Source organism: Pseudoalteromonas sp. SG43-8 (assembly GCF_014164245.1).
Lineage (GTDB): Bacteria > Pseudomonadota > Gammaproteobacteria > Enterobacterales > Alteromonadaceae > Pseudoalteromonas > Pseudoalteromonas distincta.
Map to the genome: position 1 here is coordinate 22,289 of NZ_JACJEX010000015.1, position 25,083 is coordinate 47,371.

Annotated in this window: 24 protein-coding genes and 1 pseudogene; 15 read left to right on the forward strand and 10 right to left on the reverse strand. The window is 39.9% G+C overall.

The features are described from left to right. The first annotated feature begins 95 nt into the window (after window positions 1–95). The 12 genes and pseudogenes from H5122_RS17860 to H5122_RS17915 all read left to right on the forward strand — a co-directional run bounded on the left by H5122_RS17860 (window position 96) and on the right by H5122_RS17915 (window position 13,885). Entirely contained in the window at window positions 96–359 is a 264-nt protein-coding gene (locus H5122_RS17860) for a DUF4212 domain-containing protein (protein WP_002961535.1), read from the forward strand. A 10-nt stretch (window positions 360–369) separates the two neighbouring features. Beyond that, window positions 370–2,094, forward strand: a complete 1,725-nt coding sequence (locus tag H5122_RS17865; RefSeq protein ID WP_002961534.1) for a sodium:solute symporter family protein — start codon at window positions 370–372, stop codon at window positions 2,092–2,094. 123 nt (window positions 2,095–2,217) lie between these two features. Then, entirely contained in the window at window positions 2,218–4,056 is a 1,839-nt protein-coding gene (locus H5122_RS17870; protein ID WP_182682826.1) for a DUF294 nucleotidyltransferase-like domain-containing protein, read from the forward strand. A 15-nt stretch (window positions 4,057–4,071) separates the two neighbouring features. Beyond that, window positions 4,072–4,695: a 3'-5' exonuclease gene (locus tag H5122_RS17875; protein WP_182672780.1), complete on the forward strand. Its 624-nt coding sequence runs from the start codon at window positions 4,072–4,074 to the stop codon at window positions 4,693–4,695. A 139-nt stretch (window positions 4,696–4,834) separates the two neighbouring features. Next, entirely contained in the window at window positions 4,835–5,569 is a 735-nt protein-coding gene (locus H5122_RS17880; protein ID WP_182682825.1) for an SIMPL domain-containing protein, read from the forward strand. A gap of 79 nt (window positions 5,570–5,648) precedes the next feature. Then, window positions 5,649–6,312 (forward strand): annotated as a pseudogene (locus tag H5122_RS17885) (peroxiredoxin-like family protein). Window positions 6,313–6,490: 178 nt separating this feature from the next. Beyond that, window positions 6,491–7,507 (forward strand): erythrose-4-phosphate dehydrogenase, encoded by a 1,017-nt coding sequence (gene epd / locus H5122_RS17890; protein ID WP_182672778.1) that lies wholly within the window; start codon window positions 6,491–6,493, stop codon window positions 7,505–7,507. A 64-nt stretch (window positions 7,508–7,571) separates the two neighbouring features. Further along, a complete protein-coding gene (locus H5122_RS17895) occupies window positions 7,572–8,747 on the forward strand; it encodes a phosphoglycerate kinase (protein WP_182672777.1) in 1,176 nt (391 codons plus the stop codon). Window positions 8,748–8,948: 201 nt separating this feature from the next. Beyond that, complete coding sequence (fba, locus tag H5122_RS17900) at window positions 8,949–10,013, forward strand: class II fructose-bisphosphate aldolase (protein WP_002961523.1); 1,065 nt, start codon at window positions 8,949–8,951, stop codon at window positions 10,011–10,013. A gap of 725 nt (window positions 10,014–10,738) precedes the next feature. Then, the gene (gene phoB / locus H5122_RS17905) at window positions 10,739–11,428 is read left to right on the forward strand and encodes a phosphate regulon transcriptional regulator PhoB (RefSeq protein ID WP_006791869.1); all 690 of its coding nucleotides are present in this window, start codon (window positions 10,739–10,741) and stop codon (window positions 11,426–11,428) included. Window positions 11,429–11,493: 65 nt separating this feature from the next. Then, complete coding sequence (gene phoR / locus H5122_RS17910; RefSeq protein ID WP_002962688.1) at window positions 11,494–12,801, forward strand: phosphate regulon sensor histidine kinase PhoR; 1,308 nt, start codon at window positions 11,494–11,496, stop codon at window positions 12,799–12,801. A 115-nt stretch (window positions 12,802–12,916) separates the two neighbouring features. Further along, window positions 12,917–13,885 (forward strand): PstS family phosphate ABC transporter substrate-binding protein, encoded by a 969-nt coding sequence (locus H5122_RS17915; RefSeq protein WP_002962686.1) that lies wholly within the window; start codon window positions 12,917–12,919, stop codon window positions 13,883–13,885. A 70-nt stretch (window positions 13,886–13,955) separates the two neighbouring features. Here H5122_RS17915 and H5122_RS17920 read toward each other — a convergent pair whose 3' ends face one another. The 8 genes from H5122_RS17920 to sfsA all read right to left on the reverse strand — a co-directional run bounded on the left by H5122_RS17920 (window position 13,956) and on the right by sfsA (window position 20,384). Beyond that, a complete protein-coding gene (locus H5122_RS17920) occupies window positions 13,956–14,192 on the reverse strand; it encodes a hypothetical protein (protein WP_165744073.1) in 237 nt (78 codons plus the stop codon). Between the two features lie 33 nt (window positions 14,193–14,225). Next, entirely contained in the window at window positions 14,226–15,074 is an 849-nt protein-coding gene (gene panC, locus H5122_RS17925; protein ID WP_138489570.1) for a pantoate--beta-alanine ligase, read from the reverse strand. Next, a complete protein-coding gene (panB, locus tag H5122_RS17930) occupies window positions 15,074–15,868 on the reverse strand; it encodes a 3-methyl-2-oxobutanoate hydroxymethyltransferase (protein WP_002962679.1) in 795 nt (264 codons plus the stop codon). Before panB ends, panC begins: the two co-directional genes overlap by 1 nt. Window positions 15,869–15,898: 30 nt before the next feature. Beyond that, window positions 15,899–16,384, reverse strand: a complete 486-nt coding sequence (gene folK, locus H5122_RS17935) for a 2-amino-4-hydroxy-6-hydroxymethyldihydropteridine diphosphokinase (RefSeq protein WP_182682824.1) — start codon at window positions 16,382–16,384, stop codon at window positions 15,899–15,901. A gap of 4 nt (window positions 16,385–16,388) precedes the next feature. After that, window positions 16,389–17,870: a polynucleotide adenylyltransferase PcnB gene (gene pcnB, locus H5122_RS17940; RefSeq protein WP_206013271.1), complete on the reverse strand. Its 1,482-nt coding sequence runs from the start codon at window positions 17,868–17,870 to the stop codon at window positions 16,389–16,391. A gap of 78 nt (window positions 17,871–17,948) precedes the next feature. Then, on the reverse strand, window positions 17,949–18,893 hold the full coding sequence (gluQRS, locus tag H5122_RS17945) for a tRNA glutamyl-Q(34) synthetase GluQRS (RefSeq protein ID WP_182672775.1): 945 nt from the start codon (window positions 18,891–18,893) through the stop codon (window positions 17,949–17,951). A 20-nt stretch (window positions 18,894–18,913) separates the two neighbouring features. Further along, window positions 18,914–19,357: an RNA polymerase-binding protein DksA gene (gene dksA / locus H5122_RS17950; RefSeq protein WP_149594063.1), complete on the reverse strand. Its 444-nt coding sequence runs from the start codon at window positions 19,355–19,357 to the stop codon at window positions 18,914–18,916. Between the two features lie 307 nt (window positions 19,358–19,664). Next, complete coding sequence (sfsA, locus tag H5122_RS17955) at window positions 19,665–20,384, reverse strand: DNA/RNA nuclease SfsA (protein WP_182672774.1); 720 nt, start codon at window positions 20,382–20,384, stop codon at window positions 19,665–19,667. A 123-nt stretch (window positions 20,385–20,507) separates the two neighbouring features. On the opposite strand from sfsA, the gene pepB reads away from it, so the two are divergent. After that, window positions 20,508–21,803, forward strand: a complete 1,296-nt coding sequence (gene pepB / locus H5122_RS17960; protein ID WP_002962668.1) for an aminopeptidase PepB — start codon at window positions 20,508–20,510, stop codon at window positions 21,801–21,803. A 183-nt stretch (window positions 21,804–21,986) separates the two neighbouring features. Further along, the gene (locus tag H5122_RS17965) at window positions 21,987–22,553 is read left to right on the forward strand and encodes a phosphoribosyltransferase (RefSeq protein WP_002962666.1); all 567 of its coding nucleotides are present in this window, start codon (window positions 21,987–21,989) and stop codon (window positions 22,551–22,553) included. 65 nt (window positions 22,554–22,618) lie between these two features. Here the strand turns inward: H5122_RS17965 and H5122_RS17970 are convergent, their stop codons facing one another. After that, window positions 22,619–23,275: a Crp/Fnr family transcriptional regulator gene (locus tag H5122_RS17970; RefSeq protein ID WP_002962665.1), complete on the reverse strand. Its 657-nt coding sequence runs from the start codon at window positions 23,273–23,275 to the stop codon at window positions 22,619–22,621. A 287-nt stretch (window positions 23,276–23,562) separates the two neighbouring features. Between H5122_RS17970 and H5122_RS17975 the strand changes: the two genes are divergently transcribed. Continuing rightward, complete coding sequence (locus H5122_RS17975) at window positions 23,563–23,799, forward strand: YgjV family protein (RefSeq protein WP_149594066.1); 237 nt, start codon at window positions 23,563–23,565, stop codon at window positions 23,797–23,799. A 353-nt stretch (window positions 23,800–24,152) separates the two neighbouring features. On the opposite strand, the gene rdgC is transcribed toward H5122_RS17975, so the two are convergent. Beyond that, entirely contained in the window at window positions 24,153–25,070 is a 918-nt protein-coding gene (gene rdgC, locus H5122_RS17980; protein WP_002962662.1) for a recombination-associated protein RdgC, read from the reverse strand. Between the last annotated feature and the right edge of the window lie 13 nt (window positions 25,071–25,083).

Genomic DNA, 25,083 nt, shown 5'->3' on the forward strand with positions numbered 1-25,083 from the left:
TCTCAATTCAATATGTAACCAGCGTTGCTAAATTGGTAAGCGAAGATAAAAAACCACTCATCGCGATATTGCGGTGCTTAAAGGGGAAAACAAAAATGGCTTTTAAAGATGAAGAACAAGCAAAAGCTTATTGGGCAGAAAACATTTCGCTGTTATTTAAACTGTTAGCAGTGTGGTTTGTTGTGTCTTTTGGGTTTGGCATATTACTGGTTGATGTACTTAATGAAGTACGTTTTTTTGGGTTTAAACTTGGCTTCTGGTTCGCCCAGCAAGGCGCGATTTATACCTTTGTTGCTTTGATTTTTGTGTACGTTTTCAAAATGAATACGTTAGATAAAAAATACGGCGTAGACGAATAGGAGCTAAGCAATGGATGTTCAAACACTCACGTTTTTAATTGTTGGTTTAAGCTTTGCGCTTTATATCGGCATAGCAATATGGGCCCGAGCGGGTTCAACCAAAGAGTTTTATGTAGCGGGCGGCGGCGTACCTCCTCTTGCTAATGGTATGGCAACAGCTGCCGATTGGATGAGCGCCGCGTCGTTTATTTCAATGGCGGGTATTATTTCGTTTGCAGGTTACGATGGCAGTGTTTACTTAATGGGGTGGACAGGTGGTTATGTACTATTAGCCATGTGTTTAGCGCCTTACTTACGTAAATTCGGCAAGTTTACTGTGCCAGACTTTATTGGCGACCGTTACTATTCACGTACCGCGCGTTTAGTTGCTATTTTTTGTGCCATATTTATTTGTTTCACTTATATAGCAGGGCAAATGCGTGGCGTAGGCGTGGTATTTTCACGCTTTTTAGAAGTAGAAATTGAAACCGGTGTTTACATTGGTATGGTGATTGTATTCTTTTATGCGGTACTTGGCGGCATGAAAGGCATTACCTACACACAAGTAGCGCAGTATTGTGTACTTGTATTTGCATACCTTGTACCAGCCATTTTTATCTCGATGATGATGACGGGTCATTTCTTCCCACAAACCGGTTTTGGTGCCACATTAATTGGCAGCGACGGCGTGTACGTACTTGATAAATTAGATGGCTTAAGCGCTGAACTTGGTTTTGCGCAATATACCGAAGGCTCTAAGAGCATGATTGACGTATTCGCTATTACTGGTGCGTTAATGGTAGGTACTGCTGGTTTACCACATGTAATTGTACGCTTTTTCACTGTACCTCGCGTAAAAGACACACGTATTTCTGCGGCATGGACTCTTGTGTTCATCGCAATTGTTTATACTACAGCACCTGCTGTTGCAGCCTTTGCTCGCGTAAACATGGTTGATACTATTAATGGTAAAGACGGTAGCGGTACAGCTTACGCAGAAGCACCAGGATGGATTAAAAACTGGGAACGCACCGGTTTAATTACATTTGATGATAAAAACGGCGATGGCAAAATGTTCTACACGGCGGGTAAAATCACCGATCCGAACAGTGCTAACGAAGTAAATGTAGACCGCGACATTATGGTATTAGCAAATCCAGAAATTGCTAACTTACCAGCATGGGTAATTGCACTTGTAGCTGCTGGTGGTATTGCCGCTGCACTGTCTACAACCGCAGGTTTACTACTGGTTATTTCGACCTCCGTTTCGCACGATTTACTCAAGCGAACCCTCAAGCCCGACATTACCGACAAGCAAGAGTTACTTGCAGCGAGGTTGGCAGCCATGGTCGCTATTGTTATCTCCGCGTACTTTGGTATTAACCCGCCTGGATTTGTGGCATCGGTAGTGGCATTTGCCTTCGGCTTGGCGGCAGCGAGTTTCTTCCCAGCAATTATTATGGGTATATTCTCTAAAACAATGAACCGAGAGGGCGCAATTGCAGGCATGGTAACGGGTATTGGCTTTACCGCTGCGTATATCATCTTCTTCAAGTTTGTAAGCCCTGAGCTTAACAATCCTGAACATTGGTTTTTAGGTATTTCGCCTGAAGGTATTGGCTTAATTGGTATGATTATTAACTTTGTAGTAGCTGCAGTTGTTCTTAAATTTACTCAAGCTACACCTATTGAAATTCAAGAAATGGTAGAAGGTATTCGTAACCCTAAAGGGTCAGCTGAAGCGCACGATCACTAGGCAACATTTATAGATATAGTAAAAAAACATAAAGCACCCAAAGCCCGACTTTAGTCGGGTTTTTTATTTGTTTAATAAATAAGTACATTAGATTGGTACATCACCATTTAAAGAGCGAATACAATGAGTGTAGAACAACAAGAAATAGCCCAATACGTTTGTTTGCAAGCGCCTTTTACTATGCTTGATAGCAGCGCATGCGAATACTTTGTAAATCATCTTGATATTATTTACCTTACCCGCGAAAACCAAACTCAGTGGTTACAAAGTGAAAACCCTAAACTATTTTTAATTCGCTCTGGTTTGTACGACCTAGTTGATGGCAAGGGCGATGTTGTTACGCGCTTAGCGCAAGGTGACTATTTTGGTTTTCCGTCGCTATTAACCGGTGAGGCAATTCAAAATAGGTTAGAAGTACACAAAGAGGGGATAGTGTATATGCTCTCTCAAACGCACTTTGATTTTTTACGCAGAGAATATAAATCGTTTGAGCAATACTTTGTACGCGCTCATGCTAACCGGTTATTGTCATCGCATTATAAAAGTAAAAACGATAGCTGGTCGGAACGTAAAATATCAGAGCTGATGACGCGCACAGCAATTACGCTTACGCCTGATGCAAGTATTAGGCAAAGCGCTAAAAAAATGAAAGAGCATGGTGTGTCGTCAATAATGATAACGCAGCACGCGCACTTAGTAGGGGTGGTGACCGACCGCGATTTACGCAACCGAGTACTTGCCGACGAGGTAGATCCACAAGACGCAGTAAGCAGTATTATGACCGCCAAACCTAAGTTTATATTTGAAAATAACCGAGTGTTTTCAGCGCTGCATTTAATGCTTAAATACAATATTCACCATTTGCCCGTGCTTGACGAAAATCATAACCCGATAGGGATGATAACCAGCACCGATTTACTGCGCCAACAAAAAAGTGACCCCGTACAGCTTATTGGGCGCATATATAAAGCGCACACTGTTACTGATTTAAAACGCTACGCTAAAGAAATTCCCGAACTTTTGCGTAGCTTTTCGTACAACATTGACGACATATCGCTAATTGGTAAATTACTCAGTGGTTTAACCGACGCGCTTACATCGCGCCTGATTCACTTATTTCAAGAAGAGCATGGCGCAGCGCCAACCAGCTTTAGTTTTATTTGCTTTGGCTCGCAAGCACGCGAAGAACAAACCCTGCATTCAGATCAAGATAACGGCTTATTACTCCCTAACGACTTAACCCCCGATCAACACGCTTACTTTAAAAGTATGGGGGAGTTTGTATGCGAGAATTTAGTTGAGTGCGGCATTAGGCGTTGCCCGGGTAATATTATGGCAAGCAGTGATGAGTGCCGTATGAGCGTAAACGACTGGAGCGAGCGCTTTTTTAAATGGATAAAAAGCCCCACACCCAATGCAATGCTTAACTGTAAGATATTTTTTGACCTGCGATTTATTGAAGGTTCAAACGCTTTATACACGGCTTTTTGCGAGCAACTAATTCGTATATCGCGTAACGACTTATTCTATGCCGCAATGGCAACCGACATAAGCAGCAAAAGCGTGCCAATTGGTTTATTTAATAAATTTAAAACAGAAAAAACAGATCAAAATAATAAATACATAGATTTAAAAAAACGCGGTGTCGTAATTATAAATGACATAGTGCGGTTATACGCTTTAAAAGCGGGTATTAGGCGCGCCAACACGCAAGAACGGTTGGACGCACTACTAAAACATAAACTGATCAGCAAAGAAGATATATACAACCTAAAAGACTGCTGGCGGTTCTTAACGCAGTTGCGCTTGAGTACACAAATAAACGAAGAGGGCTTACCGAGTAATTGTATTAATCCTAATAAATTAAACTCACTAGAGCGCCATCAGCTAAAAGAAGCGTTTTACCTTGTTAAACAAGCGCAGCAAGCCGCCGCGTTTAAGTTTGCTCGTGGCAGTTTATAATGATGGATTACTAACATGGTAAAAAAGCTGCTCACTCGGTATTTAAAGCGCCGTAAATTACTAGGTAAAAATGCCTTACAACAACGTTACTTAGTGATTGATTTAGAGCTAACTGGCCTTGATGCAAAACAGCACGAAATTGTATCGGTAGCGTGGGTGATAATAGATAACCAATGTATAAAAATGAGCGAGTCGCAGCACCTTATAAATAAAGACGTAAAAAGCCTTGAGCAAAGTCCTGTTTTTCATGGAATTAGCGACGATGCTATAACAAAAGGACAGAGCTTGTGCAGTATATTAACGCAATTGAGCTGCCATTTTAGCGACTGTATTTTAGTGTTTCATAATGCCATGCTCGATTGGGGCTTTTTAAAAATAGCCCTTAAAAATGCCAATATAACAATACGCCCTAAACTCATACTCGACACACTTCATATTGAGCAAAAGCGCTTACTCCATCATTCAACTGAAATAAAACAAGATGATTTAACCCTTAATGCTTGCCGCACACGTTATGAGTTACCAAGCTATCATTGCCATCATGCACTGACCGATGCACAAGCCACCGCAGAGTTACTGCTAGCCCAGTGCCATCAAATAAGCCGTGGTAAAGAGCTAAAAGTAGGTGAGTTGGCGTAGGTTGGCTGTAGGCGGGGCTTTATGCCGCGCGAGATAAACTCCCGCCTACAATAAAGAGCAGTTTACTTTTATTGTTATCCGTATAACTATAGGTACAGTTACGTAGTCATTATTTAACTAATTACCTCAAGGAACGAATATGAAACTCATTACTGCCATTTTCTTAACCTTATTCCCACTTATCACTTTTGCTAATTCAAGCTTACCTGCTAATCGCCATATTGCAGTGCAGGGTATTGCAGAGGTATTAGCAAAGCCCGATATGGCTAAGATTTCTTTTGAAGTAATAAGCTTTAAAGACAAATCACTTGATGCTAAACGTGATGTTGATGATCGAGTAAATTTGTTACTTAAAGGATTAAGCAAGTACGGTGTTAAGGAGACGGATGTTTCTGCTACAAGCCTGTTAACTCATAATGATGACGATATGTTTAATGTCGAGAGCGGTACAGCAATTAATGCAGGATATGTAGCAACAAGAACACTTAAAGTAACATTAAGAAATATTGAAAAATTGAATGATTTTATCGATTTTGCACTAAGTGTAAAAATTAATGAAGTGACGAATATTGAGCTTGTGTCTTCAAAAGCTGCGCAGTTAGAAGCTGAAGCAACACAAGGCGCAATAGATAACGCTATAGTTAAAGGGGGCGAGCTTGCCAAAGCATTTGGGGCAGAGCTTGGAAAAATTTACAGTATTAATTCAAATTCTAACCGTTCAAGTTATGGTTATGGCGCAGATAATTTTGAGAGAATAGTTGTGAGCGGTTCTAAAGTTACTAGAAATCCATTCGAGCAAGGTAGATACCTGCAAGAAACTATTACATTTAAATCATCAATAAACGTGGTGTTTGATTTAGAAGTAAATGATTAAGTTAAAATTTTCATTTCAAATACATTTTCATAATGTAAGCTGGCTTTAAGTTTTTGATTAATTTGAAGGTAGCCATATTATGAGCGATAAAAATAACACATTAAAAGCACAAACTGAGGCAAAAATAGCAGCAGGGCGTAAAGGTAATCCTGATTTTATGAAAGGTGTTGATGAAACGATTGCACAAGCGAAAGCGTTTCAACAAGGTGCTAATGCACTTGATTTAAACCAAATCGCACCAAGTTTTGGGTTACCAAAATCAGCATGGTCAATCGGTGCAGTTAACTGAGTTACTTGCTAAAGGGCCTGTAGTTGTTACTTTTTATCGTGGAAGTTGGTGTCCGTACTGCAATTTACAGCTCAAAGCGCTTCAAGCACATTTACCTGAAGTTCACGCATTAGGCGCACAATTGGTGGCTATTAGCCCGCAAGTACCCGATGGCTCAATGAGCGAAAGCGATATAAGTAACATGGATTTTTTAGTACTGTCGGATCAAAATGCCGATGTAGCAGCAAGCTACGGCGTAGCATGGCAAGTGCCCACATTTTTACTCGAGCATATGCGAGTAGACCGAGGCCTAGATTTAGAGTCGGTTAACAATGGCAATAGTAGTGTTTTACCGATCCCTGCCACCTTTGTTTTAGATAAACAAGGTAAAGTGACTTGGCGGTATGTTGATGTTGATTATCGTACTCGTTCTGAGCCAGAAGATATAATTAACGCTTTGAAAAATTTAGTATAAAAAACTTAATTTAAAAAGTCAGACCCCTTGAAGAGCTTGCAATGCCTAAGCTCTTTAACCTTAATTTAAAGTTTCTAATGCTTCCCTCTTATAATCAGATGCAAGGTCGATTACAATACAGACATCTAAAAGGCGTATTGCCTTTATCTGCACGCTAAAAGAGTGGATTTTATATTTCATGGCAATCAAACTTGCAATTAATGGTTTTGGTCGTATTGGTCGAAATATTGTCCGCGCGTTATACGAGTCTGGTTTGAGCGACGATATAAAAATTGTTGCGATTAACGAACTTGCTGATCCTGAAGCTATTGCTCATTTATTAAAATACGACACATCCCACGGTCGTTTTTCTTTTCCTGTAAAACTTGGTGAAGACACCATTAGTGTTGCAGGCGATACCATTGCACTTTTTTGTGAAGAAAACCCAATTGAATTACCTTGGCAAACGCTCGATGTAGACGTTGTACTTGAATGTACGGGTGTTTACCACTCGCGTGAACATGCGCAGTTACATATTACCGCAGGTGCTAAAAAGGTGTTGTTTTCGCATCCGGCCGATAACGATGTTGATGCTACGATTGTGTATGGCATTAACGACGATGAGCTTAAAAGCGAGCACACAATTGTTTCTAACGGATCGTGTACAACTAACTGTGTTGTGCCGGTTATTAAAGTATTAGATGATGCATTTGGTATTGAGTCGGGCGCTATTACAACGATTCATGCGTCGATGAACGATCAACAAGTGATTGATGGTTATCATCATGATTTACGCCGTACTCGCGCTGCAAGCCAATCAATTATTCCAGTTGATACAAAGCTCGCTCGTGGTATAGACCGTATTTTACCTAAATTTAAAGGCCGTTTTGAAGCCATCGCCGTACGTGTACCTACTATAAATGTCACGGCAATGGATTTAAGTGTAACGGTTAATACCGATGTAGATTTAAATGCAGTAAATAATGCACTTAAAGCACAAGCAAAAGACCGCTTAGAAGGTATTTTAAGTTATACCGAAGAGCCGCTTGTATCGGTTGATTTTAATCACGACCCACATTCTTGTATTATTGATGGCACACAAACACGTGTTAGTCACAAACGACTGATAAAGTTATTAGTATGGTGTGATAACGAATGGGGTTTTGCTAATCGTATGCTCGACACAGCGCGTGCTATGATGGCAGCGAATAAGTAATTTATTAATATAATAATTTTAAACGTATTTTTCAGGTTCAGTATCGTTAACTAAGGAGATGTTCATGTCGGTCATAAAAATGGCAGATTTAGATTTAAACGGCAAACGCGTATTAATTCGTGAAGATTTAAATGTACCAGTTAAAGCAGGTAAAGTGACGTCAGATGCGCGTATTCGTGCAGCACTACCTACTATTAAACTAGCCCTTGAAAAAGGCGCTAAAGTAATGGTTATGTCACACCTTGGCCGTCCTACGGAAGGGGAATACGATGAAGCGTTTTCGCTTGCACCTGTAGCTAATTACTTAAACGATGCCCTAGAGCAAACTGTACGTTTAGAAAAAGATTACCTAAACGGTGTTGATATTGCTGATAACGAAGTGGTTGTTTTTGAAAATGTGCGCTTTAACAAAGGCGAGAAGAAAAACGACGAAGCGTTATCTAAGCAACTAGCTGCACTGTGTGATGTATATGTAATGGATGCATTTGGTACGGCTCACCGTGCACAAGCATCTACCCATGGCGTTGGCTTATTTGCCGATGTTGCATGTGCAGGTCCGCTGTTATCGGCTGAGCTCGAAGCGTTAGGCAAAGCACTTGATAATCCAGCTCGTCCATTAGTGGCGATTGTTGGTGGTTCTAAAGTATCTACTAAGCTCACCGTTTTAGATTCACTTTCTAAAATTGTTGACCAATTAGTTACCGGCGGCGGTATTGCAAATACCTTTATTGCTGCATCAGGTAGCCCAGTTGGTAAGTCGCTTTACGAACCTGATTTAATGGATGAAGCGAATCGTTTATGTGCAGCAGCGATTGCTAATAATGGTGAAATTCCGGTACCGACTGACGTAGTAGTTGGTAATGAGTTTTCTGAATCTGCTGTAGCTACGCTTAAAGATGTAAGCGAAGTAACAAGCAATGATATGATTTTTGATATTGGCCCTGATACAGCGAGCAAGCTTGCAAAAATTATTGCAAATGCAGGCACTGTTGTATGGAATGGCCCTGTTGGCGTGTTCGAGTTTGACCAGTTTGGTAATGGTACTCGTGCTATTGCACAAGCAATTGCTAACTCAAATGCGTTTTCAATCGCCGGTGGTGGTGATACCTTAGCCGCAATCGATAAATACGGCATTGCCGATAAAGTATCTTATATTTCTACTGGTGGTGGTGCGTTCTTAGAGTTTTTAGAAGGCAAAATACTTCCAGCAGTTGAAATGCTAGAGTCGCGCGCTAAGTAATTTTAGTGGCGTAAGGTGAGGGGGTAATAGCCCTCACCGACAATTAATTACTAAATACCTCTCACCCTAATTTAGTCGTTAATTTAGACGGAATATTACTGCAAAGCAGTGGTTTTTCGTGGCGTTGTTATAACGCCAAACTAACACATCCGTTCAAACTAGATGGTAGGGAACTACTGTCGATAAATTGGAGAATACCCAATGGCTTTAATCAGTATGCGACAACTTTTAGATCATGCAGCAGAGCATGGTTACGGCGTACCTGCTTTTAATGTTAACAATCAAGAGCAAATGCGCGCAATAATGGAAGCGGCTGACAAAACAAACAGCCCAGTAATCGTTCAGGGATCAGCTGGTGCACGTGCTTATGCTGGTGCTCCATTTATTCGTCATATGATTTTAGCAGCCGTTGAAGAATGGCCACATATCCCAGTTGTAATGCATCAAGATCACGGCACATCGCCAGGTGTGTGTCAGCGTTCAATTCAGCTTGGTTTTTCATCAGTAATGATGGATGGCTCGTTAATGAGCGACGGAAAAACCCCTTCAAGCTACGAATACAATGTAGAAGTAACGCGCGAAACTGTTGCGATGGCGCATGCCTGTGGCGTATCGGTTGAAGGCGAGCTAGGTGTACTTGGTTCACTTGAAACAGGTGAAGCTGGCGAAGAAGATGGCGTTGGCGCAGAAGGGTTATTAACAACTGATCAAATGCTAACAGACCCTGAAGAAGCGGCTGATTTTGTAAATAAAACACACGTTGATGCACTTGCAATTGCTTGCGGTACTTCACACGGTGCTTATAAATTTACTCGCCCACCAACAGATGATATTTTAGCGATTGATCGTATTAAAGCGATTCATGCCCGTATTCCTAACACGCACTTAGTGATGCATGGCTCATCTTCAGTTCCTCAAGAATGGTTAGAAATTATTAATCAGTACGGTGGCGAAATTCCAGAAACTTATGGTGTGCCAGTTGAGCAGATTGTTGAAGGCATTAAGTTTGGTGTTCGCAAGGTAAATATTGATACCGATTTACGTTTAGCATCTACCGGTGCAATTCGCCGTCATATGGCGCTTAACCCATCTAACTTTGATCCACGTAAATACCTAGCTGAAGCTACAAAAGCAATGACAGAGATTTGCGTTGCACGCTATAACTCGTTTGGTACTTCTGGTCAGGCTAGTAAAATTAAGCCAATTTCACTTGATGAAATGCACCTTAAATACTTAAGCGGCGAACTAGACCCTAAAATTAGATAATAGATCAATTTATAATTGATCATCTAAGCCAGTAACTTTGTTACTGGCTTTTTTAATGTCAGCCCTTTTTATATTACAGATTACGGTTTTTTGATCAGATCACTGCATTACCAACGCGGAATTTTGGGATCACGCATTTACTAACACAGCCTTTTTCGGATCATTACTTTACTAAGCCAAATACACTTTAATGCTATATATAGGTTCTGAGATAATTTGATCGTTATTTATTTGTATAAACAATCAACAACTTATGGCTTTGACTAGGTACAACTCTGATCTGAGGGTTGATCGGCTTGGTAAAAATCTGATCCTTTATTTGGAGCTTAGTAAAATTTAGATCTATTTTTGAGCGTATTGTTTGTTACACAGGCGGGTTTGTTGATTTTAAAAGGGCTTTAAAGCTACTTTTAAACGATCGATCTGTAAAAATGTCTTGGTTAGTAAAACAATGATCCCAGCTAGTTTAATATTGTTTAGTGGTTTAAATAGCGATACAAAAAAGATAATTTTAAAAAGTTAGCTATTACATAAATTTATCGTAAATCTCTTTTTATTACGTTAAATATTAAAAAGGTTTTAAAAATATGACGTTAATGAGGTTTTTTGTCACTAATTTGTGTTTTTTTTACCACCATTTTAATTTACACGTTACACTTTCATAAAAATGTCATACTTAGTCATAATAATGAAAACTAATTCGATAGCGTAAGAGATAAATTGGAATGTCACGTAAAGTACTAGTCGTAGATGACGAAGCTCCTATCAGGGAGATGTTGGTTTTTGTTTTAGAGCAAAATGGATTTCAAGCAATTGAAGCAGAAGATTACGACTCTGCTATTGCAGCTATGGTTGAACCTTACCCAGATATGGTTTTACTTGATTGGATGTTACCAGGTGGAAGCGGTATTCAAATTGCTAAAAAGTTTAAGCAAAACGAACACACCCGCCAAATCCCAATTATTATGCTTACAGCTCGCGGCGAAGAAGAAGACAAAGTACGCGGCCTTGAAGTAGGTGCAGATGATTACGTCACCAAGCCGTTTTCTCCTAAAGAGCTTATGGCACGTATTAAAGCGGTTATTCGCCGTGTATCGCCAACCTCATTAGAAGAAGCTATTGAAGTACATGGCCTGCGTTTAGACCCTATTTCTCATCGTGTTACCTCAGAAGGTAACGAGCTTGATATGGGGCCAACCGAATTTAGATTACTGCACTTTTTTATGACTCACCCAGAGCGTGTTTATAGCCGTGAACAACTGCTTGATCATGTGTGGGGAACTAACGTTTACGTAGAAGATCGCACTGTTGATGTTCACATTCGTCGCCTGCGTAAAGCAATTGGCCCACTTGGACATGACCGTTTGGTGCAAACAGTACGTGGCGCTGGGTATCGTTTTTCAAGTAAGCTGTGATCAGCTTAAAGCTTAGCTAATGTGTAAAATACGCATGTATTACTACTCTAAGGTAAAGTGAGTGTATGTATCGAGTTGTTAATAAGCAGGCGTTAGTAAAGCGCCTGTTTATCTATTTTTTACCCTTACTATTAATTGGTGTGCTGGTTGGCGCGCCATTTTTGCTTTTATTTTTAGGATCTTTTTCCCTCCTTATTTGGCACTACCATCAACTTTATCGTTTGAGCGATTGGCTACTTAATCAACGCAGCTTTAATCCGCCAGAGGGTGAGGGTGCATGGGAGCAAGTGTTTGAAGGTATTTATCATCTCCAGCATCGTAATCGTAAAAAACGTAATGAGCTTGCAGATTTAATTCGTCGCTTTCGCGATGGGGCTGAAGCGGTACCTGATGCGGTTGTGGTATTACAAAACGATTTAAGTATTGTGTGGTGTAATCAATTAGCCCTTAAAGTGCTTGGTTTGCAGTGGCCTACCGATCATGGTCAGCGCCTTGATAATTTAATTCGCGAACCTAAGTTTGCTAAATACATGCACAAAGGCGAATTTGACGATGCGCTTGAGCTGGATAACGGTCACAGTATTGAGCAGGTGCTGGAGTTTAGGGTAATGCCATATGCAAGTACGCAACTTATGGTTGTGGTACGTGATGTAACGCGCTTAAAACAGCTTGAACAGATGCGTAAAGACTTTGTAGCCAATGTGTCGCATGAACTACGTACACCGCTTACAGTGGTTACAGGGTATCTTGAGATGATGGATGGCGACATGATGCCGCCGCCAGCAATGTGGAACAAAGCGCAAAATACTATGCTTGAACAATGCAAGCGCATGGATAGCTTAGTCAGCCAATTACTATCGCTTTCGCGTATTGAAGGTGCTCGTCGCCAAGACAATGATAAAGCTATAAATGTGCCGCAATTACTTGGTTATATTCACACTGAAGCAAACTCAATTAATCAAGACAAAGGCCACGAACTTATTTTTGATATTGATAAAACCCTTGATATTAAAGGCTCTGAGGATGAACTGCGTAGTGCGTTTTCTAATTTAGTATTCAACGCGATTCATTACACAAAACCAGGCGGTAAAGTAGAAGTATGCTGGCAGCGCAAAAACAATAAAGCGTGTTTTAGTGTTACCGATAATGGTGATGGTATTGCGCCTGAGCATATTAACCGATTAACTGAGCGTTTTTATCGTGTTGATAAAGCTCGCAGTAGAACAACAGGTGGCTCAGGCTTAGGGCTCGCTATAACAAAACATGTGTTAACTCGCCATGATAGTAAATTAAATATTCGCAGTGAAGTTAACAAAGGATCGTGTTTTTCTTTTGAATTTTCAATAGATAAGATAGTTTCGCTGACTAAATAATTAAGCTAATAGGTCAAGTCATAAAAGTGTCATTTAAGAGTAATGTAACTGTCATGTACTCACTTTAGAGTGGGCAGCAGTTAGAAAATGGAACGAACAAACCGGAGAACTCTACATGAAATTTAAAAACTTAGTTGCCGCAATGGGTGTGGCTGTTACAACTTTCGTATCTGCACAAGCAGTTGCTCTAGACCAAAATATTCCTGAGTATCAAAAAATTAGTGGTGTTTCAGGCAACTTTTCATCAGTAGGTTCTGACACTTTAGCCAACATGATGACGTTTTGGGCTGAAGAGTACAAACGTATTTACCCAAATGTAAATATTCAGATTCAAGCAGCAGGTTCTTCTACTGCTCCACCGGCACTTACCGAAGGTACAGCTAACCTAGGTCCAATGAGCCGTAAAATGAAATCTAAAGAAATCGAAGCGTTCGAAAAACGTTACGGTTATAAGCCAACTGAAGTTCGCGTAGCTATTGATGCACTTGCTGTATTTGTACATAAAGATAACCCAATTGAAGGTCTTCGTATTGACCAAGTAGATGCTATCTTTTCATCTACTCGAAAATGTGGCGCACCAGAGCAAGTTAACCGCTGGAGCGATGTTGGTCTAACAGGTGATTGGGCAGCTAAAGATGTGCAACTTTACGGACGCAACTCAGTATCAGGTACGTATGGTTACTTTAAAAAGAAAGCACTTTGTAAAGGTGATTTCCGTAATAACGTAAATGAGCAACCGGGTTCTGCATCAGTAGTACAGTCAATTTCATCTTCATTAAATGCAATTGGTTACTCAGGTATTGGTTATAAAACATCGGGCGTACGTACAGTACCGCTAGCTAAAAAAGGCGATAACTTTGTTGATGCAACACTTGATAACGTTGCACAAGGCAAATATCCATTATCTCGCTTTTTATACCTTTATGTGAATAAGCACCCAAACAAGCCGTTGTCTCCAATGGAAGCGCAATTCTTAAAAATGGTACTTTCAAAAGATGGTCAGCAAATTGTAGAAAAAGATGGTTATGTACCACTTTCTGCAAAGCTAGTAGAAACAGAACTTAAGAAGCTTGGTTTAAATTAATAAACTATAAGCAATAAAAAACCGCTCATTGAGCGGTTTTTTTGTGCCTAAAACTAAAAACTTTTAGGAATTAAATATTACCTAATTTTTCGGCTTGTGCTTTACATTGATTATAGCTCTCAACACATTTTCCAGAGCATACTTGTTGCTTTAAGCCTTCAGCAGTTGTTTGCTGTTCACAACTAGTTTCACACTGGTAGTTTTGTTGAGCACACTGATTCATTTCAGGGTTTTCAACTTGGTTTTGACAACCTGCCAATAGTGCAAAAGTAAGGGCGACTACGCTTGTTTTTATTAAAGTGTGCATGCTTCTTATCCTTAAAATGGAGTCGCAATAATATTAAATTTCGACTTGGATATTGTCGATCAATCTAACACCACCAAAATAGGCTGCGGCTAAAATAACAAATTGAGTATCTTCGATTGTAGCAGTTTTTAATGTATCTCGTTGAGCAATCTCAAAATAGTCTGGTTTTAGGCCTGCTTGCTCTAAACTTTGTTTAGCTAAGCTTTCAAGTTTTACAAAGTCTTTCTCGCCACTTTTAAGTTGCTCAGCGCACGTATTAAGGGCTTTAAATAATACGGTTGCAGTCGCTTTTTGATCATCAGATAAGTAACCATTACGTGAGCTCATAGCAAGGCCAGAAACTTCTCGCATTGTAGGTACACCAATAACTTCAACCGGAATTGATAAGTCGCGTGCCATAGTTTTGATTACTTGTAATTGCTGAAAATCTTTTTCACCAAAGCAGGCGTAATCTGGTTGCACTAAGTTAAATAACTTAGTCACGATTGTTGCAACGCCTCTAAAGTGACCTGGACGTGAGCCGCCGCAATAGCCTAATGAAATGTCAGGCACATCTACAAAGCTTTGTGCACCTAGTCCGTTAGGGTAGATTGTTTCTACACTTGGGGTAAATACAATATCAGTGCCTAGTTCAGCAAGGCCTTGTTTGTCTTCGTTTAGCGTACGAGGATAGTTATCTAAATCTTCGTTAGCGCCAAATTGCATTGGGTTTACAAAAATACTTACAACGACTTTGTCGGCCAAGTTTTTTGCTTTTTCTACTAGCGAAAAATGCCCACGGTGCAAGTTGCCCATTGTTGGCACAAGCGCCACGCTAAGACCTGCTTGGCGCCATGCTTTAATTTGACTACGTAACGATCTGATTTCAGTTATTGATTGCATTATTTAAACTCATGTTCAGCGCTTGGAAATGCGCCACTTTTAACATCTGTACAATACTTTTGAACGGCAGCAGGCATATTGCCTGTTTCGAGCAAAAAGTTTTTAGAAAATTTAGGAATGTAACCTGCCGAAATACCAACCAGGTCATGCATTACCAGTATTTGGCCGTCAGTTAAGCTGCCAGCACCAATACCAATAGTTGGGATACTTAGAGCGTCTGTAATGCGTTTTGCCAGGGCACTTGGAATACACTCAAGTACTAATAATTGCGCGCCAGCAGCTTCAAGTGCTTTCGCATCATCAATCATTTTTTGTGCTTTATCTTCTTCGCGACCTTGTATTTTAAAGCCACCAAATACATGAACTGACTGTGGTGTAAGGCCTAAATGCCCGCAAACTGGGATACCTTGTTGAGTGAGTGCTTTAATGCTCTCGTAAAGCCACTCTCCGCCTTCAAGTTTAATCATGTTTGCGCCAGCGCGCATAAGCTCAGCTGCATTTTTACAGGTATCACTAACGCTTGAGTAGGTCATAAAAGGTAAGTCAGCAATTACAAATAATTCGCGGCTACCAGCGCGTACACAGCGGGTATGATATGCAATATCTTGATTTGTTACGCCAAGGGTGTCATCGCCGCCTTGTAGTACCATGCCCAATGAGTCGCCCACTAAAATAACTTCAACGCCGTTATCATGAAATAACTTTGCAAAACTAGCGTCGTAGGCTGTTAATGCAGTAATTTTGTTATTTTCTGCTTTCATTTTATTTAAAGTAGAAACGGTTATTTTAGACATAATATCCTCGCAGGCAAAAGCCTAGGTTAATTACAGAGGTAATTGTTGTAAGTCGTTGAGCGGTAAGTTATTTGCAATGGTTTTTAATGCAATGCCGCTAGGTAAAATAAGTTCAGGTGCAAGCTCTAATAGTGGGTAAACCACAAACTCGCGATCACTCAAACCACAATGAGGCACGGTTAAGCGCGCCGTATTTATAATTTGATCATCAAATAATAGGGTATCGATATCAAGTGTGCGTGGACCCCAACGATCAGCTTTTCTTACTCGACCATGCTCAAGCTCAATACTTTGTGTTAAATCAAGTAATTGCTCTGGATCAAGGGTCGTTTTAATACAGGCTACGGCATTGATATAGTCTGGTTGATCTTGTGGGCCCATAGGCTTACTTGCATAGTAATGCGATACGTTTACAAATTCACAATTAGGCAGCTTTTTAAGCGCAATTATCGCGTTATCAAGCTGCTCTTTTGGTGAGTTTAGGTTGGCACCTAAACCCAAATAAACACAATGCATGTTATTACTCAGTTGGCTTTTTAGTAGGGCGACGGCGCTTTCGCGGCTTAGGACCACCTTGATGACCTAAGCTTTTAACCATCTCTTTTTGGCCGTTTATATCTTTACTTAAGTATTGTGTCCACCACTGAGCAAGCTCTGTATGCTGAGTTTCGCCTGCATCTACGCGTAATAATAAAAAGTCGTAAGCGGCTTTAAAGCGAGGCTGTTGCGTTAGCCTGTATGCACGTTGGCCAGCACGTTTATCTAAGCGGTGCTGAATATGCCAAATATCGCGAGCACCTAAAGTAAAGCGCTTAGGAACAGCTATATGCTGTGAATTATCGCTTAGTACTTTATTCATTGCTTGTGCGAAAGCATCGTATTCAGATAGTTGCTCTTGGCTTTGAATTTTTTTAGTGCGCTCAAGCAGTGGGAACCAAAGTAGGGCAGCAAAAATAAACGCCGGTGTTACTTTTTTATCGGCATTAATACGCTTGTCGGTATTTTGAAACATTTGCTGAATAAGCGTGTGCTCTAAGCCACTTGGGTTTTTATCTAAAATTTTATCAAGTTCAGGAAAAAGTGAGCGGAATAAGCCGTATTTACGCAGCATTAAAAAGTTAGCTTCGGCCTTGCCGTTTAAAAACAGTTTAAGAATTTCTTCAAATAAACGAGCTGGCGGAATGTTATCAAGCAAGCTTGCAAGCTCGCTAATTGGCTTTTCACTTTTAGGCGCAATGCTCATATCAAGCTTAGTGGCAAAACGTACTGCACGTAACATACGAACAGGGTCTTCGCGGTAACGCGTTTCAGGGTCGCCAATAAGTTCGATTTGTTTAGCTTTAATTGCCGCTAAGCCGTTAGCGTAATCGTGAATACTAAAATCTTTAATTGAGTAATAAAGCGCATTGATTGAAAAGTCGCGGCGCTCTGCATCTTCTTCAATACTGCCAAATACATTGTCACGAAGTAATTGACCTTCATTGCTTGATTGGCTTATTTGATTTTTGTCTTCTTGCGCTTCGTGGTGGCCACGCATTGTTGCCACTTCGATAATTTCACGACCAAATACAATGTGTGCTAGACGAAAGCGACGACCTATCAGGCGACAGTTTCTAAATAGTTTTTTTACCTGATCTGGAGTTGCATTAGTAACTACGTCAAAATCTTTTGGCTGTTGGCCTAACAATATATCGCGAATACAACCACCAACAAGGTAGGCATCGTAGCCACCGTCTTTTAAGCGGTATAATACTTTGATTGCATTTGGGCTAAATTGTTTGCGAGAAATACCATGCTCACCACGAGTGACAACAATAGGTTCACTGCTTACAGAAGCGCTTTGTGCACTTGTATTCGGGCCGATTATTTGTCGGCAAAATTGAAAAAGCTTGGAAATAATAGTCTGTCTCCTAGAAGGTGTGATTGACTCTGCATCGCAATCAAAAGTTACAGCAAATAGGGCGGTTATAACCCAGTACAAGCTGTTTGACGTAATTAGCATATATTTAGGCGGCTATCATATACCAGCAGGGTTTAAAAATTAAGTTGATGTGTTGAAATTAAGCCGTTTTTAGCTATTTTATTTACTTAAATGTGTAAATTGGACTTTCTGGCTATGTGGATGTTGAGAAATTTGTATTTCGGATACTTGGGGGACCTGTTTTAAGCTAAAGTTTTTAATTCCCCAATCGATTAATTGTTCTATATTTAAGTCGCTTAAATCAGCTATAACAGGTAGCCCTAAAAATTCAAAAGCGCTAATTAAAGCAGGCTTTGGATTTTGCTTACAAATGGCGGGGGCATAATTTTGTTTAGATAGTTTAAAACCGGGTTTGGCAACCGCTAAAGGTAAATGAGCAAATTCAGGTACAGGGCTGTCGAGTTGTTTAAACAAACTAATTTGCCGTGCTGTTGGTTCAATTAAATCTGCGCCTCTTACGATTCGATTAATCTTTTGATCAATATCATCGACGACTACAACAAGTTGATATGCAAATAAACCGTCACTGCGTTTAATTAAGTAATCTTCGTGGGATAATGCACTATTTACCGATATATCACCTTGAATTAAATCACTAAATTGGGTCGTTGGATGTTGCTGAACTAAACGAAGTGCGCCGGATTGAGTATGATGATTAAGTGCTTTGCAATGCCCCTGATAAATACCGCCAATGGCCTTTATTTGCTTGCGAGTACAGGTACAACCATAAACAAGATTTTGCTCTAAAAGTGAGTGGGTAATATCTTGATATAAAGACAGACGCTGCGTTTGATATACAACAGGTTCATCCCAGTAAAGGGCGTAGGCTTGTAAGGTATTTAGAATATCGGAGTCGGCGTTTTTAACCACGCGCGTAGTGTCAATGTCTTCTATACGAACTAACCATTTTCCTTGGTTAGCTTTTGCATCTAGGTAGCTACCCACAGCCGCTACAAGTGAGCCAAAATGTAATGGCCCAGAAGGAGACGGTGCAAAACGACCGCGATATTTACGCATAGGCGCAGTAACGGCTGTAGGAGACATAACTAACTAATAAGTTTTAATTAGCCGCGTCCAGATTGCTTTTCTTTGATTTCTGCAAGTGTTTTACAGTCTACGCATAAATCGGCAGTAGGACGTGCTTCTAAGCGACGTATGCCAATTTCGATGCCACAAGACTCACAAAAGCCAAAATCATCTTCTTTAATCAAATTAATTGTTTTTTCAATTTTTTTGATTAATTTACGTTCGCGGTCACGAGTACGAAGTTCTAAAGAGAATTCTTCTTCTTGTGCAGCGCGGTCAACTGGGTCAGGAAAGTTAGCAGCTTCGTCTTGCATGTGCGATTTAGTGCGATCAACTTCGTTACGTAAATCGTTACGCCAAGTCTCTAAAATTGCTCTAAAATGAGCACGTTGTGCTTCATTCATGTACTCTTCGCCTGGTTTTTCTTGATATGGTTCTAAACCGGCTTGAGCCAATAAACCATGTTTCTTTTGGTCTGGCATAACTCTCTCCTAAATCCTTAATTTAATGCCTCAGCATTAGCCGGCGGTATAGATAACAGAATCTTATACACTAGGCAAATTTATTTTTAATTAATCGAATTAGCTTCAACCATGCTTACTGAGTAAAAAGTGTATTAATAGTTTATTTACACTTTTAATTAATTCACATATTCGCTTTCTAAAACTTGCCTTGTTATATGGGCAAAAGCTTTAAAAACAAGTTAATTTTTATAATTCACTTTTTACCACTTTCTTTAATTAGAGTACTTTGTAAATTACGCTTAGTTCAATCCCTTGTTTTATTACACTATTCTATAAATGCTATTTTTTTATGAAGTAAGACTTCATTAGCTGAAATTTTGGCTTTGTATGCTAATACTTCAACACCGGCTATTATTGCTTGGCTTAATAACATCGCGTATTTTTTATCAATATGCGCAGCTGCACTTACGGTATTTATTCCTTCATGCAAAACAGCGAACAGTAATACTGCTCGGTGGCCTTGTTCGATCATTTCTATTAGTTCGCGAATATGTTTTTGCCCGCGCAGTGTTTGCGCATCAGGAAAGTAGCCTTGCCCGCTTTGTGGTGCATCTTCGCTTAATAATGTGACTGATTTAACTTCTACATAGCAATCGGGCTTATTTTCGTCTGTGAGTAAAAAGTCGATACGACTGTTTTCGCTGCCGTACTTAACTTCGCTTTGCAATTGACTGTAGTCGAGTAGCTCGCTTATCACATTATTGTTGATTGCCTCTTCTACTACTTTATTAGCTACCGCTGTATTTACACAAATAAGCTGCGATAAGTTATTTTGCGTAAGCTCTAATGAATGCGGGTATTTTCGTTTTGCGTTATCGCTTGTTGAATAAAAAGCAGTAAAGCCTGGCTCAGCGCATCCCGTCATTTTACCTGTATTTGCACAGTGGGCGGTAAATTCGCTGCCATCACTTAATTGTAAATCAGCTAAAAAGCGTTTATAACGCTTTAATAATATGGCCGGTTGCAGCGTTGGCGTGTACTTCATAATAACTTCCAAAGCGTAAACACTGCTCAGCAGTGTGATTTATGTTATTTATCTCAAGCTGTTGGGAACTTAAGCGCTCTATAGTAAACTCGGTGGCACATTTAAGTGCAAGGGAATTTTAACATGAGTGAAAAATTTGTTGTTCAACTAAGCGAACAAGCAGCAGCGAGTCATTGGGGCGATAATGCGTCATTGTCTTTTAACGAGCGCGGTGCAACTGTTCATTTATCTGAGCAAGACACATTAAAAAATGTTCAAAAAGCAGGCCGTACTATTGCAAGCCAAGGCGTTAAAAATGTTGAATTAGCAGGTGATACTTGGTGTACAGAAAGCCAGTGGGCTTTTTACCAAGGCTTTGTAACACCAAAATCATTAAACGGTGTTGAGTTTGTTGATAACGCACAATCAGATATTAAAGAACTTGCTCACTTAAAAACGTCAGCAATTTGGGCACGTGAAATGGTTAACGGTACTGCCGATGACATTTACCCAGAAAGCCTAGCTGAAAAAGCAGCTGAGTTTATTCAATCATTAGCGCCTGAACACGTAAGTTACCAAATTATTAAAGGTGATGCGTTACTAGAACAACAGTGGATTGGTATTCATGCAGTTGGTCGCGGTAGTGTTCGCCCACCAGTATTGCTTGAGCTTGATTACAACCCAACAGGCGACGAAAATGCACCAGTAAGTGCTGCGCTTGTAGGTAAAGGTATTACGTTTGACTCAGGTGGTTACTCAATCAAATCAAGCGAAGGTATGCTTGGTATGAAGTGCGACATGGGCGGCGCTGCAACAGTAACAGCAGGTTTAGCATTGGCTATTAACCGTGGTATTGAAAAACGTATTAAGCTGTTTTTATGTTGTGCTGAGAACTTAATTTCGGGTCATGCATACAAACTAGGTGACATTCTTACTTACAAAAATGGCACAACAGTTGAAATTGTAAACACGGATGCTGAAGGTCGCTTAGTACTTGCTGATGGCTTAATGGCAGCAGGAGAGACTGGCGCTCCACTTATCATTGATGCAGCAACACTAACTGGAGCAGCGCTTGTTGCTGTTGGCCAAGAGTACAATGCATTATTTGCACTTGATAAAGAACTTGCACGTGAAGTTGAAAGTTTTGCATCTCAAGAAATGGAAGCTGCTTGGCCACTTCCTCTTGAAAAATGGCATCAACAAAACTGCCCATCTCCTTATGCTGATACGGCAAATAGCCGTGCACAAAAGGGTGGCGGTTACGGCGGTGCATCGAATGCTGCAGGCTTTTTATCACGCTTTGTGCCAAACGATGGCAAAGGCTGGGTGCACATAGATTTAGCTGCTGCTTTTAACATGGGCAGTACAAGCCAATGGGCAGCGGGCGCAACAACTCAAGGTATGCGTACGGTTGCTCGTACCCTACAAGAAAAAGCATAATATTTACTAAATTATGCTTTTTACACTAAAAATAGGCACCTTTGGGTGCCTATTTTTTAATTTACAGGCAAGCAATTTTATTTCATTTGCGGTAAAATCCGTCGCCAATACCTGTTTGAGTTTAATTTTTGCTTAACTCTAAGCTGCGCTCAAATCTTATATCCACCACTGGGGTTTCTAATTATGTCAGATAAGTGCTACATCACAGCTCAACAGCTGCTTGAAGATTCGTTCCGCGTAGCGGCACAAGTATACCAAGATGGCTTTCGTCCTGATTTTATTATTGGTATTTGGCGAGGTGGTGCACCGATCGGTATTGCTGTTCAAGAATATTACGATTATAAAGGCATTGAGACTGACCACATTGCAGTACGTACATCGTCTTATTACGGTATTGGTAAACAATCTAAAGAAATTAAAGTCCACGGTTTGCATTACATTGTTGAGAACGCAAATGCAGGCGACTCATTATTAATTGTTGATGATGTATTTGACTCTGGTCGTAGTATTGTTGCATTAAAAGAAAAGCTTTCAGAGCTTATGCGCTTAAACTTGCCACGTGATATTCGTATTGCATGTCCGTACTACAAGCCAAAAAACTCAAAAGTAGACACTGTTCCAGATTATTATATTCATGAGTCTGAAGAGTGGTTAGTGTTCCCGCATGAACTATCGGGTTTAACACCGGATGAAATTATTGCAGGCAAATCTGATCTTGTGAAAATTCATGACATTTTGCTAGAGAAGTAATCAGTAATTTGTATAAATAGAAAAAGGCCGTTAAGGCCTTTTTTTATGGGTAAATTTTAAATAACTTAAAGTTGAGCAAAGCTATCTACGTATTCACTTAGCTTTGGTATATCGACTGCTTGTAAGCCATCGTTACTTCTAAGTACCAAGCCTTTTTCGACAAGTTCTGTAACAACACGTCTGTAAGCTCGCTCAGTGGTAGCAAAGCGTTCGGCTTCAGCATTTACAGTTGGATAGGCTCTAAGTAGCGTAGGGTTGTTGTTCTCGGCTCTTAGTAAGCAATCTTTGGCTATGTTGTAGCTCAATGGTAGTAGTAGCTTATCTAAATTGATTTTTTGGTTTTCCTGAAATTTAGCCGCAATAGTTTGTGCGGTGTATAAACTCAGTTCTGGTTTTTCAAGCAGCAGAGCACGCCAATGTCTTAATTCAATAAGATTATAAGTTACATCGCTAAAGCACGTTACCGTATAAATACACGGATTATTATTTAGCGCTTCTATTTCACCAATAAGGGTGTTGTTACAATCCAATTGTCCTAACAGCAGGCGTCGTCCATTACCTACGTCGTAACTAAACGACACAGTGCCACTGCGTACAAGCACAAGCTTGCTTAAAGGCTGATCTTGATGGATCAGAACTTCTTTTTTTGATTGTTGATAGCTACTACCGGCAAAGGTTAAAAGCTGATCAACAAGGTAACTAGAAAAATGGTATTGAAACATCAATGTGCTCTTCGGACATTTGTCCTATTTATTACATCTTAATGACGTTAGCATTAAGACACTAAGAATTTACGCTAACTTGCTACTAATATTATTAGCTTTGCTAATAGTATTATTTTACCTTCATTTCCCGTGTAATGATTTAAGAATTTGCTGGTATTTTCCGGCAAACTTTTTCAGGTTTTTAAGCAAGTTAGCTTTTTTATTTTGTTGTAACTTTGCAATACTTATAAGTGCCATAAGTTAGCAGTGCATGTAATGCTAACCTAAAGGCTAGGAGAGAACAATTGAGTTGGGAATATTTAGGTTATATTGCATCAGCTTTATTGGTTGCATCGTTAACAATGACAGATGTAGTAAAACTGCGTTGGTACAACATGTTTGGTTGTATTGTATTTACTGCATACGGTGTTGCCATTGGCGCAGTACCTGTTATTTTTACCAACGGCTTATTGTCGCTTGTAAATTTATACCACATTATAAAAATATATCGCCAACCTAAAGCTGAAGACGTTAAAAGCTAAAATGAGCTATCTGCACGAAATAAGTTAATGATTTTAATTAAAATCAAAACTTATTTTGTACCGTCCGGCTTGAAGTGAGTACAGATAATCTCATATCACTCTACATAACTTACCTTTGAACCATGCTGTAACCTCTTACTGAAAGATGATTACCTTAGGTTTTAATACGCCGAACGTTAGCTAAATTCTGTTCGCGGATAACAAATATATAAATAAGTGCTTCTAAAATTCCATTAAAAAATCCGATAGCAGTAAACTGCTATCGGATTTTTATCTGTTATACCAACCTGCTTATATATGGCTCTATTTAATGCTTCAAAGCGTTTAAATATTTATGTAGGTTGTGGTGGTATTTACGCTTTTTCTAAATCTTCAACGTCACCTAAGCCAGCCGTTAGTTCTTCAAGTAATTGCTTTATTTCCTCAGAAGCTAAAATAAAGTCAGCATCAAGTTTTAAAGCCATATCTTCTTTAGGAATATCTGCGTTCTCTTCTTTTAGAGTTTCAGAGTAGCTTAAACGCTTGATAGAGCCATCGTTTTGCAGCATAAACTTAAGGCGTTCTTGCCAATCAAGTGCCAGTTTAGTTACGCGTTTACCACTTTCTAAGTGCGATTTAACCTCATCACATGCCAGATCATGGCCTTTTAGTTTTACTTGTGCGCCGCTATCGTCAGCTTCTTCAAGCTCAGCGTCAGAGCCAATAGCAAAGCCTTCTGGTGTACTAAAGTTAGTTAACCAATCAGTTAAGAATACATCTAGGTCGTAGTTAGCAAACGCAGGTACAACTGGGAGCGTTCCTAACGATTTACGAAGTAGTGCCAGTAGCTCTTCAGCTTTATTAAAGCTGCCACTATTTACAACCACCCAGCCATTTTCTTGGTCAATAAAGGCAAATTGTAAGCTCGACTTTTTAAATGCCTGGGGTAGAAGAGTATGAAGAATGTTTTCTTTTAATTCGTCTTTTTCTTTCTTTTTAACAGGGCGGTTTTCTTCGGCTTCTATCTGATCAATTTTCTCAGCAACTAGTTCGTTGATAACAGAAGCTGGGAGTACTTTTTCTTCACGTTTTGCGCAAACTAAAATACTTTTTTGAGAAAAATGCGATAGTGTTTCGCCATGCTTTCCAAACGCTTTCGTCCAACCAAATGTTGCAAGCTCTTGACCAGTACATGGGCGAAATAAATCTTGCTCTAATGCTTTATCAAAATCTTCTTGGGTGTATGAAACGTCTTGCTTAAAGCGGTAACAAATAAGGTTACTAAACCACATAGGGGAATTGATC